The following is a 15,326-nucleotide window of genomic DNA, read 5'->3' on the forward strand; positions in this document are numbered from 1 at the left end:
GGGTCGCGGCGCCGCCCGTGGGGGCGCGGGGGCGTCCTCCGCTGTGGGGGGGCGGCGTTGTGGCCCCCGTGGGGGGGGGGGGGGGGGGTTTGGGGGGGGGGGGGGGGGCCGCCCCCCCCCCCCCCCCCCACCACCGGGTGGCACACCGCGGCACCGACCGGATCACTCAGGAGAGGCACCACCGTGAAGCCGTCGGCATTCCACTACCACGCCCCGACGTCCCTGCCCGAGGCACTCGAAACGCTGAATCACCTCGGCCCGGACGGGAAGGTCCTCGCAGGCGGGCAGAGCCTCATCCCCATCCTCAACATGAGGCTGGCTGCTCCCGGCCATCTGGTCGACATCAACCGCCTGCCCGATCTCGCCTTCGTCCGCGTAGACTCCGGCGGGGTCCGGGTGGGTGCGCTGGCCCGGCACGCGGAGGTCGAACGCGACGGCGCCGCTCACCGCGCCGTGCCCCTGCTGCGGCAGGGCCTGCGGCTGGTGGCGCACCCAGTGATACGCAACCGCGGCACGACCGTGGGCAGCCTGGCGCACGCGGACCCCTCCGGGGAGATGACCGCGGTTCTGACGCTGCTCGGCGGTTCGGTGGAGCTGGCCCGCCAGGGCGGCACCCGCACCGTCGGCGCCGCGGACTTCTTCGTTGGCCCGCTCGAATCCTGCGTGGAACCGGGCGAGCTGGCGGTGTCGGCGTACTTCCCGCGACTGCCGGAGCGCACCGGGACCGAGTTCGCGGAGGCGGCGCGCAGACACGGCGACTACGCGATGTGCGGGGTGGCGACAGCCGTCACCCTCGACGAGGACCTGCGGATCGTCCGCGCCCGCGCCGCCTATCTGTCGGTCTCCCCGGTACCGCTGCTGCTCGACCTCACCGAGGCCGTGGCAGGTGCCACCCCCGACATGGCCCACTGGGACTCGGCCGGAGATCTTGCCGCGGGGCGAGTCGATCCGGAGCCGGACATCCACGCCTCCGCCGAGTACCGGCGCCACCTCGTGCGGATCCTCACCCGGCGGGCGGTCCGCACCGCGGCGGTCCGGGCGGCGCAGATTGCATCGCGGCCTCTCGGCACCCACGACGACGAGATCAGCGATGACCAGCAGGAAGGCGGCTGTCGATGACCGAGCAGACACACGAGATCCGGTTGCGGGTGAATGGCGTGTTCCGCACCGCTACCGCCCCCGCACGCCGGCTGCTGTCCGACTGCCTGCGCCACGACCTGGGCCTGACCGGAACCCACGTCGGCTGTGAGCACGGCGTGTGCGGGGCGTGCACCGTGCTGATCGACGGGCGGCCGATGCGTTCGTGCCTGATGTTCGCGGTGAGCGCCGAGGACAGCGACATCACCACCGTCGAAGGACTCGGCCGGCCGGACGGCACCATGCACGCGGTGCAGCACGCGTTCCGCGAGTGCCACGGACTGCAGTGCGGGTTCTGCACCCCGGGCTTCCTCACGGTGATCGCCGCATACCTGGAGGAGAACCCGCATCCCACCCGAGAGGAGGCCCGTGAGGCGGTATCGGGGAACCTGTGCCGGTGCACCGGCTATCAGAACATCGTCGAGGCGGTGCTGCGCGCGGCTGAGATCCTCCGTGCGGGTGAGTGCGAGGAGACGGCGCGATGACGACCGCGCAGACCCGGCCGGTGACCGGGAAGGAGAACGCAACGCGCCTGATCGGCAAGGCGCTTGAGCGCAGCGAGGACCTTCGGCTGCTCGTGGGCAAGGGCAGATACCTCGACGACCTGGGACGGCGGGCGTACCAGGCCGCGTTCGTGCGCAGCCCGCATGCCCGCGCCCGGGTGACCGGAATCGACATCGGCGACGCGTTCGAGGTGGACGGCCTGGTCGCCGTCTACGTCCATGACGACCTGCCGGGGAGGATAGGCGAGCCGTTGCCGCTGCTGATCCCTCACCCGGCGCTCACCCACGGCCGTACCGGGTACCCGCTGGCGAAGGAATTCGTGAACCACGTCGGCGAAGCGGTCGTCATGGTGGTCGCCCGCGACCGCTACGCGGCCGAGGACGCCTGCGAGCGGATCACCGTCGACTACGAGCCGCTGCCGCCGGTCGTCGGCATCGAGAACGCCTTCCGAAGCGAGCACCGGGTGCATCCGGACGTGCCCGGCAACGTCGCTGCCCACCTGGTCCAGGAGACCGGTGACGCACGCGCCGCCGTCGCCGCCGCACCGTACGCCCTTGAACTCCATCTCGACATCGAGCGCAGTGCCTGCATGCCGATGGAAGGCCGTGGCGTGCTGGCGCGCTGGGATGAGGCCGACGGGTCGCTGCGGGTCTACAGCTCGACCCAGACCTCCACCGGGTTGCGGGCGGCCCTGGCCGCCAGGCTCGACCTGCCGCTGGCGAAGGTCGAGTGCGTGACTCCGGACGTCGGCGGCGCCTTCGGCGTGAAGATAGTCCACCCCTGGCCGGAGGAGGTACTGGTGGCGTGGGCGGCCCGGGAGCTGGGGCACGAGGTCAAGTGGACCGAGGACCGCCGCGAGCACTTCGTCTCCTCCGCCCATGAGCGCGGTCAACTCCAGACCGTCCGGGTCGGGTTCGACGACCGCGGCCGGATCCTGGGGCTCGAGGTGGAGATCCTGCACGACAACGGTGCGTACACCCCGTACGGCATCATCGTGCCGATCATCACCTCCACCCAGCTCCTGGGGCCGTACAAACCGCGCGCCTACCGGGTGGAGTTTCGCAGCCTGTACACCAACACGGTCATCGTCACGCCCTATCGCGGAGCCGGTCGGCCGCAGGGCGTGTTCGCGATGGAACGGACCATGGACGCCATCGCCGACCACCTGGGTCTGGACCGCACCCAGGTGCGGGCGGAGAACTTCATCCAGCCCTGGGAGATGCCCTACGACCACGGGTTGCTCTTCCAGGACGGGCGCCCTCTGATCTACGACTCCGGCGATTACCCGGCCTCGCTGGAGAAATTGAAGAAGCTGGTCGGCTGGGACGAGTTCGACGCCTACCGGGCCCGGGCTCGCGCGGAGGGCCGCCGGGTGGGGATCGGTATGGGGGCCTACGTCGAGGGCACTGGCGTCGGCCCGTACGAGGGCGGCCATGTGCAGGTGGAGACGAGCGGCCGGGTCAATGTCGCCACCGGGTTGACCACTCAGGGGCAGGGTCACCAGACGGTGTTCGCCCAGATCGTCGCCGACGAGCTGGGGGTCCGGGTCGAGGACGTGCATGTGACGACCGGGGACACCCGCCGGTTCGGCTATGCGGTGGGCACGTTCGCCTCCCGTGCGGCGGTGACGAGCGGCAACGCGATCGCGCTGGCCGCCCGCAAGGTGCGGGCCAAGGCGCTGCGCATCGCGGGCAGCGCGCTCGGGGTCTCCAGTGAGGAACTGGAGATCGTGGACGGCATGGTGCGAGTGGCCGACGAGCCGGACCGGGAGATGCCGCTGGGTGCGGTCGCGGTGCTGTCCAACCCGCTGCGGTACGCGTTCGACGCGGCGTCCAGGGCGGCCACACAGTTCGGTGGCCCCGCCGACTTCGGCAAGCCGCCGGTGGCCGAGGGCGACGAGCCCGGCTTGGAGGGCCGTGACTACTACTCCCCGCCACGGGCCACGTTCGCCAACGGCATGCACGCGGCTGTGGTGGAGACCGACCCGGAGACGGCGGAGATCCGCGTGCTGCGCTACTGCGTGGTCCACGACTGCGGGTATCTGCTCAACCCGCTGATCGTCGAGGGCCAGGTGCACGGTGGGGTCGCGCAGGGTGTGGCCGGAGCGCTGTACGAGCGCATGGAGTACGACGACAACGGCCAGTTGCTCAACGCCTCCTTCATGGACTTCCTGATGCCCTACGCCAGCGAGGTTCCCGAAGTCGAGATCGATCACCTGGAGACGCCGTCCCCGCTGAATCCGCTGGGCCTCAAGGGCGCGGGCGAGGCGGGTGTGATCCCGGCGGCGGCCGTCATCGCCTCCGCGATCGAGGACGCCGAGGGATTCCCCATCAGGCGGATGCCCATCAAACCTTCCGAACTGTTCCATCTGCGGCTGCGCTTCACGGCCGGGGAGATCCCGGCGCTGCGCCGCGGCGAGCACCCGCACCACCAGAACGACGAGGAGCACCCCGAGCGATGAAGGTCAGCGGAAACGCCACACTCAATGCGACCATCGACAAGGTCTGGGACGCACTGAACGACCCGGCCGTACTCGCCCGCACCATCCCCGGCTGCGAGAAGCTGGAGGAGACCGGCCCTGACGCGTACCGGATGACCGTCACCATGGGAGTGGCCTCCATCAAGGGCACCTACATGGGCGATGTGCAACTGCTGGACCTGCAGCGGCCGGGGGCGTTCACCCTCAAGGCGTCCGGGGCCGGCGGGCCGGGCACGGTCACCGCCGAGGCGAAGGTGTCTCTCCAGGACCTGGGCGACGGGCGCACCCTGCTGGACTACGACGCCGACGCCGTCGTCGGCGGCATGATCGGCGGCGTCGGACAGCGGGTGCTGAGCGGGGTGGCCAAAAAGACCGCGAGTGAGTTCTTCAAGACGGTGGACAAGGTGCTGGCCGGGCAGCAGCCTGTCGAACTTCCCGCTCCGTCAGGGGTGCCGGCCGCTGCGCGGATCCCGCAGCGGCCGGCTGTCTTCACCCCGCCCGCCGCCGCTCCCGGCGGGGCGTCCCGGCTCACCAGCGGTGACTTCGTCAAGGGGGCGCTGTTCGGCGCGGTCGTGGCGCTGCTCGGCGCCGTCGTCGGCGGCATCCTGAGCCGAATGCACTGAGGTCCCGCACGCACGACGATCACGGCCGGACAAGGAAGGGCAGAAAACCATGCGGGCGTTCACTGCGGCGGCAATTCAACTCGTCCCCGCGCCAGGGCCGTTGACGACGGCTGTCGTGAAGGACAACGTCGAGCGGGCGGCGCAGTGGGTGACCCGATGTGTGCAGTCCACTGGCGCCGAGTTGGTGGTGCTGCCCGAGAGCGTCACCACGGGCTTCACCCCGGCGCTGCCGCCCGAGGAGTTGTGGGACCTCGTCGACGAGCTGTCCAGCGGCGCGTTGTGCGAGCCGCTGCGCGACCGCGCCCGCGAACTCGGTATCCACCTCGTGTGGGGGGCCTACGGGCGCGGCGATGAGCGCGGCGTGGTGTACAACTCGGCGGTACTCGCCGGCCCGGACGGACAGGTGCTGGGCGTGTACCACAAGACCCATCCGTTCGGGCCCGAACTGCGTGACCGCGGCGGTTGGGTGACGCCCGGCGACCGGGTGACGGTCGTGGACACCGACCTCGGTCGTATCGGCATGATCATCTGCTTCGACGGGGACTTCCCCGAGCTCAGCCGGGTGCAGGCGGTGCGGGGCGCGGAGATCCTCTGCCGGCCGTCCGCGTTGCTGCGCTCGGTGGACCTGTGGGAGCTGACCTGCCGGGCCCGGGCGTACGACAACCATGTGTACGTGATCGGCGCCAACGCCACCGGCGCCGACCCGGCCGGGGTGCTGTACTTCGGCAACTCGATGATCGTCACCCCTGGAGCCGAGGTCGTGGCACGCGGATCCAGCCACGAGAGCTGGGTGTCGGCCCGGCTGGACCCGTCGCGCGCGCTCGCCGCGCTGACCCCCGGATCGAACGTGCCACAGGTCTTCGACCACCTGCGTGATCGCAACCTGGCGCTGCTGCGCCACTACGCCGACGACCTTACGGCCGCTGCGCAGACGCCGTTCCCGCGCGGCTCGGCCTGACCGCCCGGCAGCCGCCGCGAGCGGCACCACGCCAAGGGACCGCCTCTTCATCGACATCCGCACCGGCAGGAAGCTGTCTCAGGGCGTAAGCCGACCGGCTCGCGGAAGGGCGCTGCTACCGCTCGACACGGTGGCGGCGCCTTCCCCGCGCCGTCCCGCCCGAACGCGGCCCGGGCCCGCGCTCCGCCCACCGGCCTGTCCGTCGACCTCCGCGGCCGCTTCGCCGCTGTCGGCGCCGGACCGGCGGCCGACGACGCACAACGCTCGGCCGGGAATTCCCGGCCGAGCGTTGTGCAGGAACCACTCACGGCCCGGTCGAACCGGTCACGTGGTGCGACTGCCCTGGCCGACGCCCCCTTCGTCTGCGCTGGGCGCCGTCCAAGAGTTTCAGTCCGTCGCCGCGATCGCCGCGACGGGGCCGCCGCCGGATGGCCCTTGGTGCACCGCCGCCACCGACACAAACACGGCCGGGTCCCCGGTGACGGCTGCGGTCACCCCGCCCACCGTCGCCTTGATCTGGCGGTGCCAGTGGACGTCCGAGTCGTCCAGCATGATGTTGCGCCGCCCGCGCACCCGGCCCGTCGGATCCGCCTCGCACTTGAGGAAGACGTTGACCAGACGGTCCCCCAGATCGGATGGATGCGGCCGCTCCGGCAGCTCCACCCCCGCGGAGCGGATGGCCGCCCAGATCCCGTCGGCGTCCAGCGCGTCCCTCATCAGGCCGTGGCCGATCCGGAAGCGCCCGCCGAGCCCGGTGACGTTGCCGACCACGACGATCTGCGCCCGGTCCAGTTCGACGCCGGAGGAGCACGAGGCGACGGAGGAGTAGAGGGAGAGGTCGTGGTGGATCTGGTCCGCCCTGGGGGCCTCGATCTCTTCCAGCGCCACGGCTATGCCCAGTGCGGTTGTGGAGTTGGAGACGTCCATCGATTTGAGGGTGTCCTCGGTCCACACGTCAAAGCCGCGGGCCTTGGCGTCGTTGATGGTCTCCAGCACCAGCAGCGGCGTCTTGGTCTGCACGTAGTGAACGTCCGCCGGATCCGTGATGCCTGCCGCCTTCATCGCGTCACGTACGCCGGCCGCGACCTTCTCCACCATGGTGGGGCGGCCGATGTCCTCGGGGAGGATCACCTCGCTCATGGCCACACCGACGGACAGACGCGGCTCGTCGACCGGGTCGTACCGGCCCTCCGGCGCGTATGCGAAGACCGTGGCGTGCGGGGAGATGACCCCGTCGGTACCGCCCGACCAGACCAGCGGCACCTGCCCGGCCTCCTCGGGCGTGCGGGTGCCGCGATCGACCAGCACCTCGCGGAAAGCCCGGTCGGCCAGGATCCGCGTGTAGTCGTTGACCCCTCCATTGCCCTCGGTCTTACCGATGACGGCGAGCACGTCGTCGGCGGCGAACACTCCGTCGTCGATCAGCGCGGCCATTCCGCTCGCATCGGTGACACTCTCGATGGCCACCTTGTGCACCTCGATCGGTCTTGGCACCCACGCCACCTCTTTCGCGTATTCGTCTGTTCGTTCCTGTGATGTGGAGGCGTCATAGGTCATGACGCTCCCGCTGTGCGGGAATCGGCACGTCGGCGGGTTCCACCACCGTGCCCACCGTGCCCGCCACCGCCTCCGTGATCCGGTCGAGGCTGGTGATCACGGCGCGCCCTCCGCAGTCGGCGAACCGCAGGGAAGCCTCGACCTTGGGGCCCATGCTCCCCTCGGTGAACTGCCCGGACGCGGCGTGCCGCCGCAATTCCGCCGCAGTGATCCGGGTGATCGGCCGCTGCCGTGGCGTGCCGAAGTCGAGCATGGCGTGCGGCACATCGGTCGCGATGACCAATGTCTGCGCACCGACGGCGGTCGCCAGCAGCGCCGCCGTCAGGTCCTTGTCGAGCACGGCCTCCACGCCGTGCTCGCTACCGTCGGCGCCGCGCGCCACCGGGATGCCGCCCCCGCCGGCCGCCACGGCGACGAACCCCGCGGACAGCAGAGTGCATACCGCCTGCGCGTCGAGGACTTGCAGCGGTTCGGGGGAGGCGACCACCCGCCGCCAGCCGGCGGCGCCCCGGTCCACCCAGTGCTGGCCCTGGGCGGTCAGGCGCAGTGCTTCCGCCCGGGGCAGATGGCGGCCGACCGGCTTGACGGGCCGGCCGAAGGCGGGGTCGGCCGGGTCGACGAGGGTCCGGGTGACCACCGCGGCGACTGGGGCTGAACAGCACCGCCGCCGCAGTGCGCTCTCCAGGGCGGAGACGACGGTGAATCCGAGGGTGCCCTGCGTCTGCGCCACGCACCAGTCCAGCGGGACCGGGGGGACGACATGCGCGGTGAGCTCGTTCTTCACCAGCAGGTTGCCGACCTGCGGCCCGTTGCCGTGCGTGAGCACAACCTCCGCTCCCGAGGCCACCAGGTCGGCGACGCACTCCGCGGCGATCGCCACGGCGGTGCGCTGTGCCTGCGCGGTCGCGGAGCCGTCGGGGCCCGTCATGGCGTTCCCGCCGAGGGCGATCAGGACGCGTCGCTTCTCCGGTGCTGACATGGGTGGGGCTCTCCTGTCCTGCCCGTCACCAGAGGGGGTGGTGCCGGTGCACAGATCTAAGTACGCGTGGGGTGCGCTTACATGGGCGGTTCTTGCCTAGAAATCGGCGCCGTCATAGTGGGAATTGCCAAGGTCAGCGGCCGGTGTTCTGCCCAGCCGCGCGAATCGCTCCAGACGTGTGGCCCGGCGGGCCGCGGCAGGGCTTCGCAACAGCCCGACCAGCTCGTACTCCAGTGCCTGCGCCAGCCGGGCGAGGAACGCATGTGGCTCGTCGGCGGCGTCCGGCCGCTCCGCGACTATCCGGTCGACCACTCCATGGGCGAGCAGGTCCCGGGAGCTCACCCCCTGGGCTCCGGCGACTTCGGCGGCGCGGTCGACACTGCGGTGCACGATCGCCGACGCGCCCTCCGGGGCCAGCGGGGCCAGCCAGCTGTGCTGTGCGCACAGCACCCGGTCAGCGGGGAGCAGCGCCAGCGCGCCGCCGCCCGCGCCCTGCCCCAGCAGGAGGCAGAGCGTGGGTACGGGCAGGGTGGCCAACTCGGCCAGGCACCGGGCTATCTCGCCCGCCAGCCCGCCCTCTTCGGCCTGCGGGGTCAGCGCCGCGCCCGCCGTGTCCACGACGCTGACCAACGGCAGGCCCAGCTCGGCCGCCAGCCGCATGCCGCGCCGTGCGGTGCGCAGCCCTGCCGGGCCGAACGGCCCGTACAGGCGCTGCCGTTTGCGGTCCTGCCCGAGCACCACGCACGGCGCACTGCCGAACCGGGCCAGGGCGAGTAGCAGCCCCGGGTCGCTTTCACCCTCGCTGGTGCCGTGCAGGGGGACGACGTCATGGGCGGTGTGCCGCAGCAGGGAGCGCACGCCCGGACGGCCGGCGCGGCGTGAGCGTTCGATCGACGCCCAGGCCGGCAGGTCCGCGAGCGGTTCCACCGGTAGCGGTGGTACGTCCGGCAGGCTCTCGCGCGGTGCGGCGAGCACCGAGAGCACTCGCGCCGCCGTCTCCCGCAACCGTGCTGGCGGCACCACCGCGTCTATCACCCCCTGGCTGCGCAGGTTCTCGGCGACCTGCACCCCTTCGGGGAACGGTTCGCCGTGCAGCGCTTGGTAGACCCGGGGACCGAGGAACCCGATCAGGGCGCCCGGCTCCGCCGCCGTCACATGCCCCAGCGAGCCCCAGGAGGCGAGGACACCGCCGGTGGTGGGCGCGCGCAGATAGACCAGGTACGGCAGCCCGGCCGCCCGGTGTGCGGCCACGGCCGCGCTGATGCGCACCATCTGGACGAAGGCCGTGGTGCCCTCCTGCATGCGGGTTCCCCCGGACGCGGGGGAGGCGAGCAGCGGCAGACCCTCGTCCGTGGCCCGCTCGATCGCGGTGACCAGCCGGGTCGCCGAGGCCACCCCGATGGAGCCCGCCAGGAACGCGAACTCGCCTGCGACCACTGCTACTCGGAGTCCCGCCAGACGACCCTCGCCGGTCACCACGGACTCATCGGTCCCGCTGCGCGCGGCGGCCTCGCGCAACTGCTCGGCGTACCGCGCGTCCATCCGCGCAGGCTGGTTCGGTGGGGTGTCCCAGCTGAGCCAGGTGCCAGGGTCGAGGACCTGCGTGATCAGTTCATGGGCCCCGACCCGGCGGCGCCTCATGGCCGGTCCGCGCCGACCCGGTCGGCGGAGGCGGTGGTTTCCCCGGCCGAGCCCGGAGCGGGGCCGGCGGGCATTTCGCTGCCGACCCCGTCGAGGTGGTCCAACCACGCCAGGACGGCCCCGGTATGCTCTCCCAACACGGGCGGGGCGGTGTGGCGCTGCCTGCCGCCGCCGTCGAACCGGATGGGAGGACCCGGCAGTTCGACGGTGCCCAGTGTGGTGTGGTCGACCTCCACCACCAGTCCCTGCGACCGGGTCTGCGCCCAGTCGTAGACGCGGTCCAGGGTGCGCACCTCGCCCGCGGGTATTCCTGCCGAGGACAACTCGGCGAGAAGTTCCTCCACCATCTGCGCGGCGAAGGCCGCGTTGATCACCGCGGCCAGCTCCGCCGCGTTGACCACCCGGTCGGCGTTGCGCGCGAAGCGAGGATCGTCGGCGGCCAGGCCCACCAGCGGTGCGAACCGCGCCCACAGGCTCTCGCTGCCCACCGCCACCTGGACGATGGCGTCCCGGCAGCGGTAGGAGCCGTACGGTTGGAGGGAGGGATGGAGATTGCCCTGGGCGCGCCCGATCCGTCCGGCGACCGTGTAGTTGGTGCCCTGGAACGCGTGGACCCCCACGATCGCGGCGAGCAGCGAGGTGCGCACCACCCGACCGCGACCGGTGCGGGCGCGTTCGTGCAGCGCGGCGAGGACGCCGTAGGCGCCGTACATGCCGGCGAGCAGGTCGCCGATGGGCACGCCGATCCGGGTGGGCGAGTCCGGGTCCGCGCCGGTCAGGCTCATCAACCCGGCCTCGCCCTGAGCGATCTGATCGTAGCCGGGGCGCCCGCCCTGCGGTCCGTCGTGGCCGAATCCGGTGATGGACAGCACGACCAGGCGGGGGTTGAGCCGATGCAGCTCCTCCACCGGGAAGCCGAGGCGGTCGAGCACTCCGGTGCGGAAGTTCTCCACCAGCACATCGCTGCGCTTGATCAGGCGGCTGAGCGCGTCGTGTCCGCGCGAGGACTTCAGGTCCAGCGCCACGGATTCCTTGTTGCGGTTGCAGGACAGGAAGTACGTCGATTCGGGGGCGTCGGCCGGGCCCACGAACGGCGGTCCCCAGCCTCGGGTGTCGTCGCCGCCCGCGGGGTTCTCCACTTTGATCACCCGCGCCCCCATGTCGCCGAGCATCATCGCGGCGTGCGGGCCCGCCAGGGCTCGCGACAGGTCCAGTACGACCAGGCCGGAAAGCGGTCCACTCATTTCGAGCCATCCCTTCCTGAAGGCGCGCGGGAACGCACGCGGTTGGGGGGTCGGGGGCTGCGGGCCCCGGGGAACCGCCCGCGCTCTGCGGCGCGGGGCGGTGTGGTGTGCCGGTCCGGCGGGGTGTGCGCGTGGTTGGCACCCCACCGGACCGGCCGCATGGGGTCACACCAGGTCGACCTCGGCGTACGGGCGGCCGCCGGACAATGTCGCGTAGCCCGGGCCGCGGTCGAAGAACGGCTGGACCTCGCCACGTTCCGCGCGCATCCGCGCCCGCAGAGCGACGGTGGCCTCCTGGTCGACCCGCAGGCCGTCGTCCTCGCCGACCACGGCCACCCCGTAGTCGTCGCGAGCACCCGGTACGGAGACCTTGCCCCACTGCACGTCCCGCAGGACCGACTCGGTCTCGCGGTCCAGCGGATCGCCCCAGCCGCCCCCGCCGGTGGTGCGGATGCAGATGATCTCACCGGCCCGCACCGGCTCGTCGTCGACGAGACCGTCCATGACCCGCTCGTTGGGGCCACCGGGGTCGATCACGACCTGGAAGGGCCGGCCTGCCTTGCCGCCCTTGACGCCCCAGCAGGAGAGGATGGAGCGGTCGGCGATCGACATGAAGGAGGCGTCCTGCAGCATGCGGATGTGCTTCTCGTAGCCCAGGCCGCCGCGGAACTGCCCCGGGCCGCCGGAGTCCGTCGCCAGCCCCAGGCGCTCGACCCGGAACGGGAAGCGCGACTCGGTGAACTCGGTGGGCAGATTGCGTGAGTCGGGCACCACATGGATGGTGTCCTCGCCGTCGGCGTAGTAGCGCCCGCCGGATCCGCCCCCGAGGACCTCGCGCATCAGATACGAGCGGCCCTGGGCGTCCTTGCCGTACACCCCCGTGTAGCGGATCGTCTCCTGGTCGGCGGGCATCCGGCCGTCCACGGCCTTGGCCAGTACCCCGGCGAGCACGCCCAGCAGACGCAGGATGACAAACGTCCGAGCGTTGGTGGGTGCCGGGAACACCGGGGTCAACAGCGTCCCCTTCTCAGGGAACTTCATCTCGATCAGCGGCACCACGCCCTCGTTGACGTCGAGTTCGGCCATCCGCTCCGGGGTGTCCGCGAGGTTGCGCAGGATCGGGGCCAGCCACTTCTTGAGGAAGTTGCCGTCCGCGTAGTCACCACAGTGGTTGATCGGGCCCTTGGCCTGCGGTGAGGTGCCGGTGAAATCAATAATGATCTTGTCTGGTGTCTTGGTGAGCGTGATCCGCTGGGTGTGCAGTCTGGGCTCGTCCACGCCGTCGTGCTCGGCGTAGTCCTCCCACACGTACTCGCCATCCGGGATCTTGGCCAGGATCTCCCGCCGGTAGGTCTCGGTGGTCTTGTCCAAGATGGCCTGGAAGCATGTCTCGACCGCCGTCCGGCCGTAGCGTTCGAACAGCTCGGTCAGCCGCCGCGAGCCCATCAGGCAGGCCGAGCACTCCGCGTCCAGATCCGCCGCGAGCGAATCCGGCATGCGCGAGTTACGGGTCATGATGCGCAGCGCCGCCGCGTTGGGTACGCCCTGGTCCCACAGCCTGATCGGAGGGACCATCAGCCCCTCCTCGTAGACGGTGGTCGCCCCGGAGGGCATCGAACCGGGACAGCAGCCGCCGATGTCGTCGTGGTGGCCGAACGCCTGGACAAACGCGACGACTTCGCCGTCGTGGAAGACCGGAACGGTCACACACAGGTCCGGCAGGTGGCCGATGCCGCCCTCGGACTCGTACACGTCGTTGTGGAAGAACACATCGCCGGGGCGCATGGTCTCCAACGGGAAATCGCGGACGACCGGGTGCACCAGGGCCGAGTACGAACGGCCGGTGAGCTTGCGCAGGGCTCGGTCGTGGATCCCTGCGCGGAAGTCGTGGGCGTCCCTGATCATCGGTGAGCGCGAGGTGCGCGCAATCGCCGTCTCGACCTCCATCTCAACCGAGGCCAGGGTCCCTTCGACGATCTCCAGAACGACCGGATCCACTGTGTGCACCGGCGGTTGCGTGGTCTGCCCGGTCATGGCCTCAAGGCCTCCTTTCGTTGCGCGACACCAGGACGTTGCCGTGGTCGTCGACGCGGGCGGTGAACCCGGGGTGGACCGGGATGGTGGAGCCGAACTCCTCGATGATCGCCGGGCCTTCGACGACATCGCCGGGCGCCAGATCGGGCCGCCGGTAGACCGAGGTGTCGACGTAACCGCCGGCGGCGTCGAAGCAGACCGGGCGCACGCCGCTCAACGCGCGGGACGGGTCGCCGTCACCGGCAGGCAGCCGTCGCAGTGCCGGGCGGCGGATCGGGCCGATACCTGTGACCCGCAGGTTCACCCACTCCACCGACTGATGCGGATCGCCTCGGAAGTCGTAGCCGTACAACTGGTGATGCGCGTCGTGGAACGTCTTCGCGACCTCTTCCGCCAGATCCGCGTCGATCGGGCCGTCGGGGACGGGAACCCGTACCTCGAATGCCTGCCCGAGGTAGCGCAGGTCCGCGGTGCGCGCATAGCGCTGGTCGGCGCGGGCGAAGCCCTCCTTGCCGAGCGCCTCGGAGGCTCGTGCGGTCAACTCCCGGAATATCTCGGCCGTTCGCTCGTGGTTCAACTCGGCGTGCCCACACACCGCGGTCTGCACGTAGTCGCAGCGCACGTCGACGGTGAGCAGGCCGAACGCGGAAACGTTTCCTGGATCGCGCGGCACGATCACCCCGGCCAGACCCAGAATGTCGATCAGGCGGCACAGCAGCAGCGAGCCGGAGCCGCCGAAGGTGGCCATCACGAAGTCGCGCACGTCAAGGCCGCGTTTGACGGTGATCTGCCGCAGCGCGTTGGCCTGGTTCCACGCGGAGATCTCCAGGATTCCGGTGGCGCACTGCTCCACACCCAGACCCAGGTCGTCGGCGAGCTTGGTCAGGCCCTGCCGGGCCGCCGCCACATCGAGTGCGATCTCACCGCCGAGCAGGTGCGGCGGAATGCGGCCGAGCAGTACATGTGCGTCGGTGATGGTCGGTTCGGTGCCTCCCCTGCCGTAGCACAGCGGCCCGGGGTCGGCGCCGGCCGAACGGGGGCCGACCTTCAAGGTGGCCTCGGGGGAGATCCAGGCGATCGAACCGCCGCCCGCGCCAACGGTGACCACATCGATCATCGGGATCTTGGAGGGGAAGCGGCCGACGGTGCCCTCGGTTGTCAGGGTCGGCTCGCCGTCGAGGACCACCGAGACATCGGTGGAGGTGCCGCCGCCGTCGCAGGTCAAGACCTTGTCGAAGCCCGCTGTCTGAGCGATCAGGGCGGCACCCAGCGCTCCCGCCGCCGGGCCCGACAGCACGGTGGTGATCGGCTGGTGGACGACTTCCTCGGCGGACAGGATGCCGCCGTTGGACTTCATGATGGCGAAGGGCACCCGCCGGCCCTGCTCCTCGCCGGTGCCGAGGGCGGCGTCAAGACGCTCCTTGATGCCGCCGACGTACCGGGCGACCCGGGGCTTGACCGCGGCATCGACCAGTGTGGTCATCGAGCGCTCGTACTCCCGGTACTCGCGCAGGACTTCCGAGCTGATGGACACAACTGCGTCGGGGTGCTCCGCGCGCAGGATCTGGCGCATCCGCTGCTCGTGCGCGGGATTGGCGTACGCGTGCAGCAGGCAGACCCCGAGCGTGGTGATGCCTTGGTCTCGGAACCAGCGTGCGGTCCTACGGGCGGCTACCTCGTCGAACGGCCGCACCTCGTTGCCCTGGTAGTCCAACCGGCCGCCGATCGTGCGCACCCGGTCCACCGGGACGATACGGTCCGGCTTGACCCAGAAGTAGGAGTTGCCGTAGCCATCCGGCACCGCCTGGCGGGCGATCTCCAGAACGAACTCGTACCCCTCGGTGGTGATGAAGCCGAGGCGGTCGATCTTGTCCTCCAGGAGCTGGTTGGTGGCCACGGTGGTGCCGTGCACCACGGCGGTGACGTCCGCGCCGGTGCAGCCCATGAGACCCAGTACCTTCGCGACGCCGTTCATGAAGCCGTCGGCCGGGTCGGAGGGCGTCGAAGGGGTTTTGGTGGTGATGAGATCGCCGGTGTCCTCATCGAGGGCCACGACGTCGGTGAACGTTCCACCGGTGTCGATTCCGATGCGGATCCGGCGCCGGGAATTCGCGTGCGCGGCAGGCGTCACGGGGACGCTCCTCTCGGGCGGGACGGTGGCGAATGTGCA

At 70.9% G+C, this 15,326-nt stretch carries 11 protein-coding genes; 5 read left to right on the top strand and 6 right to left on the bottom strand.

Annotation, left to right across the window (positions count from 1 at the left end):
* Positions 1-183 precede the first annotated feature (183 nt).
* The 5 genes from ACH4UM_RS39410 to ACH4UM_RS39430 are packed head-to-tail and all read left to right on the top strand — an operon-like array spanning position 184 to position 5,701.
* Entirely contained in the window at positions 184-1,119 is a 936-nt protein-coding gene (locus ACH4UM_RS39410) for an FAD binding domain-containing protein (protein WP_398190776.1), read from the top strand.
* A complete protein-coding gene (locus tag ACH4UM_RS39415) occupies positions 1,116-1,622 on the top strand; it encodes a (2Fe-2S)-binding protein (protein WP_398190780.1) in 507 nt (168 codons plus the stop codon). The genes ACH4UM_RS39410 and ACH4UM_RS39415 overlap by 4 nt, the downstream gene beginning before the upstream one ends.
* Positions 1,619-4,102, top strand: a complete 2,484-nt coding sequence (cutA, locus tag ACH4UM_RS39420) for an aerobic carbon-monoxide dehydrogenase large subunit (RefSeq protein ID WP_398190783.1) — start codon at positions 1,619-1,621, stop codon at positions 4,100-4,102. Before ACH4UM_RS39415 ends, cutA begins: the two co-directional genes overlap by 4 nt.
* On the top strand, positions 4,099-4,743 hold the full coding sequence (locus tag ACH4UM_RS39425) for a carbon monoxide dehydrogenase subunit G (RefSeq protein ID WP_398190786.1): 645 nt from the start codon (positions 4,099-4,101) through the stop codon (positions 4,741-4,743). Before cutA ends, ACH4UM_RS39425 begins: the two co-directional genes overlap by 4 nt.
* A 49-nt stretch (positions 4,744-4,792) precedes the next feature.
* Positions 4,793-5,701: a carbon-nitrogen hydrolase family protein gene (locus ACH4UM_RS39430; protein WP_398190789.1), complete on the top strand. Its 909-nt coding sequence runs from the start codon at positions 4,793-4,795 to the stop codon at positions 5,699-5,701.
* A 387-nt stretch (positions 5,702-6,088) separates the two neighbouring features.
* On the opposite strand, the gene ACH4UM_RS39435 is transcribed toward ACH4UM_RS39430, so the two are convergent.
* The 6 genes from ACH4UM_RS39435 to ACH4UM_RS39460 form a co-directional block, all read right to left on the bottom strand.
* On the bottom strand, positions 6,089-7,195 hold the full coding sequence (locus tag ACH4UM_RS39435; protein ID WP_398190791.1) for a ring-opening amidohydrolase: 1,107 nt from the start codon (positions 7,193-7,195) through the stop codon (positions 6,089-6,091).
* Between the two features lie 52 nt (positions 7,196-7,247).
* Positions 7,248-8,237 (bottom strand): carbamate kinase, encoded by a 990-nt coding sequence (locus tag ACH4UM_RS39440; RefSeq protein WP_398190794.1) that lies wholly within the window; start codon positions 8,235-8,237, stop codon positions 7,248-7,250.
* A 96-nt stretch (positions 8,238-8,333) separates the two neighbouring features.
* Positions 8,334-9,878 carry a carboxyl transferase domain-containing protein gene (locus ACH4UM_RS39445; RefSeq protein WP_398190796.1) on the bottom strand — a complete coding sequence of 515 codons (1,545 nt, stop codon included), beginning with the start codon at positions 9,876-9,878 and terminating at the stop codon, positions 8,334-8,336.
* Positions 9,875-11,122, bottom strand: coding sequence for a CaiB/BaiF CoA transferase family protein (locus tag ACH4UM_RS39450; protein WP_398190799.1), 1,248 nt, complete (start codon positions 11,120-11,122; stop codon positions 9,875-9,877). The genes ACH4UM_RS39445 and ACH4UM_RS39450 overlap by 4 nt, the downstream gene beginning before the upstream one ends.
* 165 nt (positions 11,123-11,287) lie before the next feature.
* Positions 11,288-13,156 carry a hydantoinase B/oxoprolinase family protein gene (locus ACH4UM_RS39455; protein WP_398190802.1) on the bottom strand — a complete coding sequence of 623 codons (1,869 nt, stop codon included), beginning with the start codon at positions 13,154-13,156 and terminating at the stop codon, positions 11,288-11,290.
* A gap of 4 nt (positions 13,157-13,160) precedes the next feature.
* On the bottom strand, positions 13,161-15,287 hold the full coding sequence (locus tag ACH4UM_RS39460; RefSeq protein WP_398190804.1) for a hydantoinase/oxoprolinase family protein: 2,127 nt from the start codon (positions 15,285-15,287) through the stop codon (positions 13,161-13,163).
* Between the last annotated feature and the right edge of the window lie 39 nt (positions 15,288-15,326).

Source organism: Streptomyces sp. NPDC020801 (assembly GCF_044334385.1).
In the GTDB taxonomy this organism is placed as follows: domain Bacteria; phylum Actinomycetota; class Actinomycetes; order Streptomycetales; family Streptomycetaceae; genus Streptomyces.

Coding starts and splice junctions, on each gene's coding strand:
- ACH4UM_RS39440 (WP_398190794.1), bottom strand. CDS start 8,237: ATGTCAGCACCGGAGAAGCGACGCGTCCTGATCGCCCTCGGCGGGAAC.
- ACH4UM_RS39445 (WP_398190796.1), bottom strand. CDS start 9,878: ATGAGGCGCCGCCGGGTCGGGGCCCATGAACTGATCACGCAGGTCCTC.
- ACH4UM_RS39455 (WP_398190802.1), bottom strand. CDS start 13,156: ATGACCGGGCAGACCACGCAACCGCCGGTGCACACAGTGGATCCGGTC.
- ACH4UM_RS39430 (WP_398190789.1), top strand. CDS start 4,793: ATGCGGGCGTTCACTGCGGCGGCAATTCAACTCGTCCCCGCGCCAGGG.
- ACH4UM_RS39425 (WP_398190786.1), top strand. CDS start 4,099: ATGAAGGTCAGCGGAAACGCCACACTCAATGCGACCATCGACAAGGTC.
- ACH4UM_RS39450 (WP_398190799.1), bottom strand. CDS start 11,122: ATGAGTGGACCGCTTTCCGGCCTGGTCGTACTGGACCTGTCGCGAGCC.
- ACH4UM_RS39415 (WP_398190780.1), top strand. CDS start 1,116: ATGACCGAGCAGACACACGAGATCCGGTTGCGGGTGAATGGCGTGTTC.
- cutA (WP_398190783.1), top strand. CDS start 1,619: ATGACGACCGCGCAGACCCGGCCGGTGACCGGGAAGGAGAACGCAACG.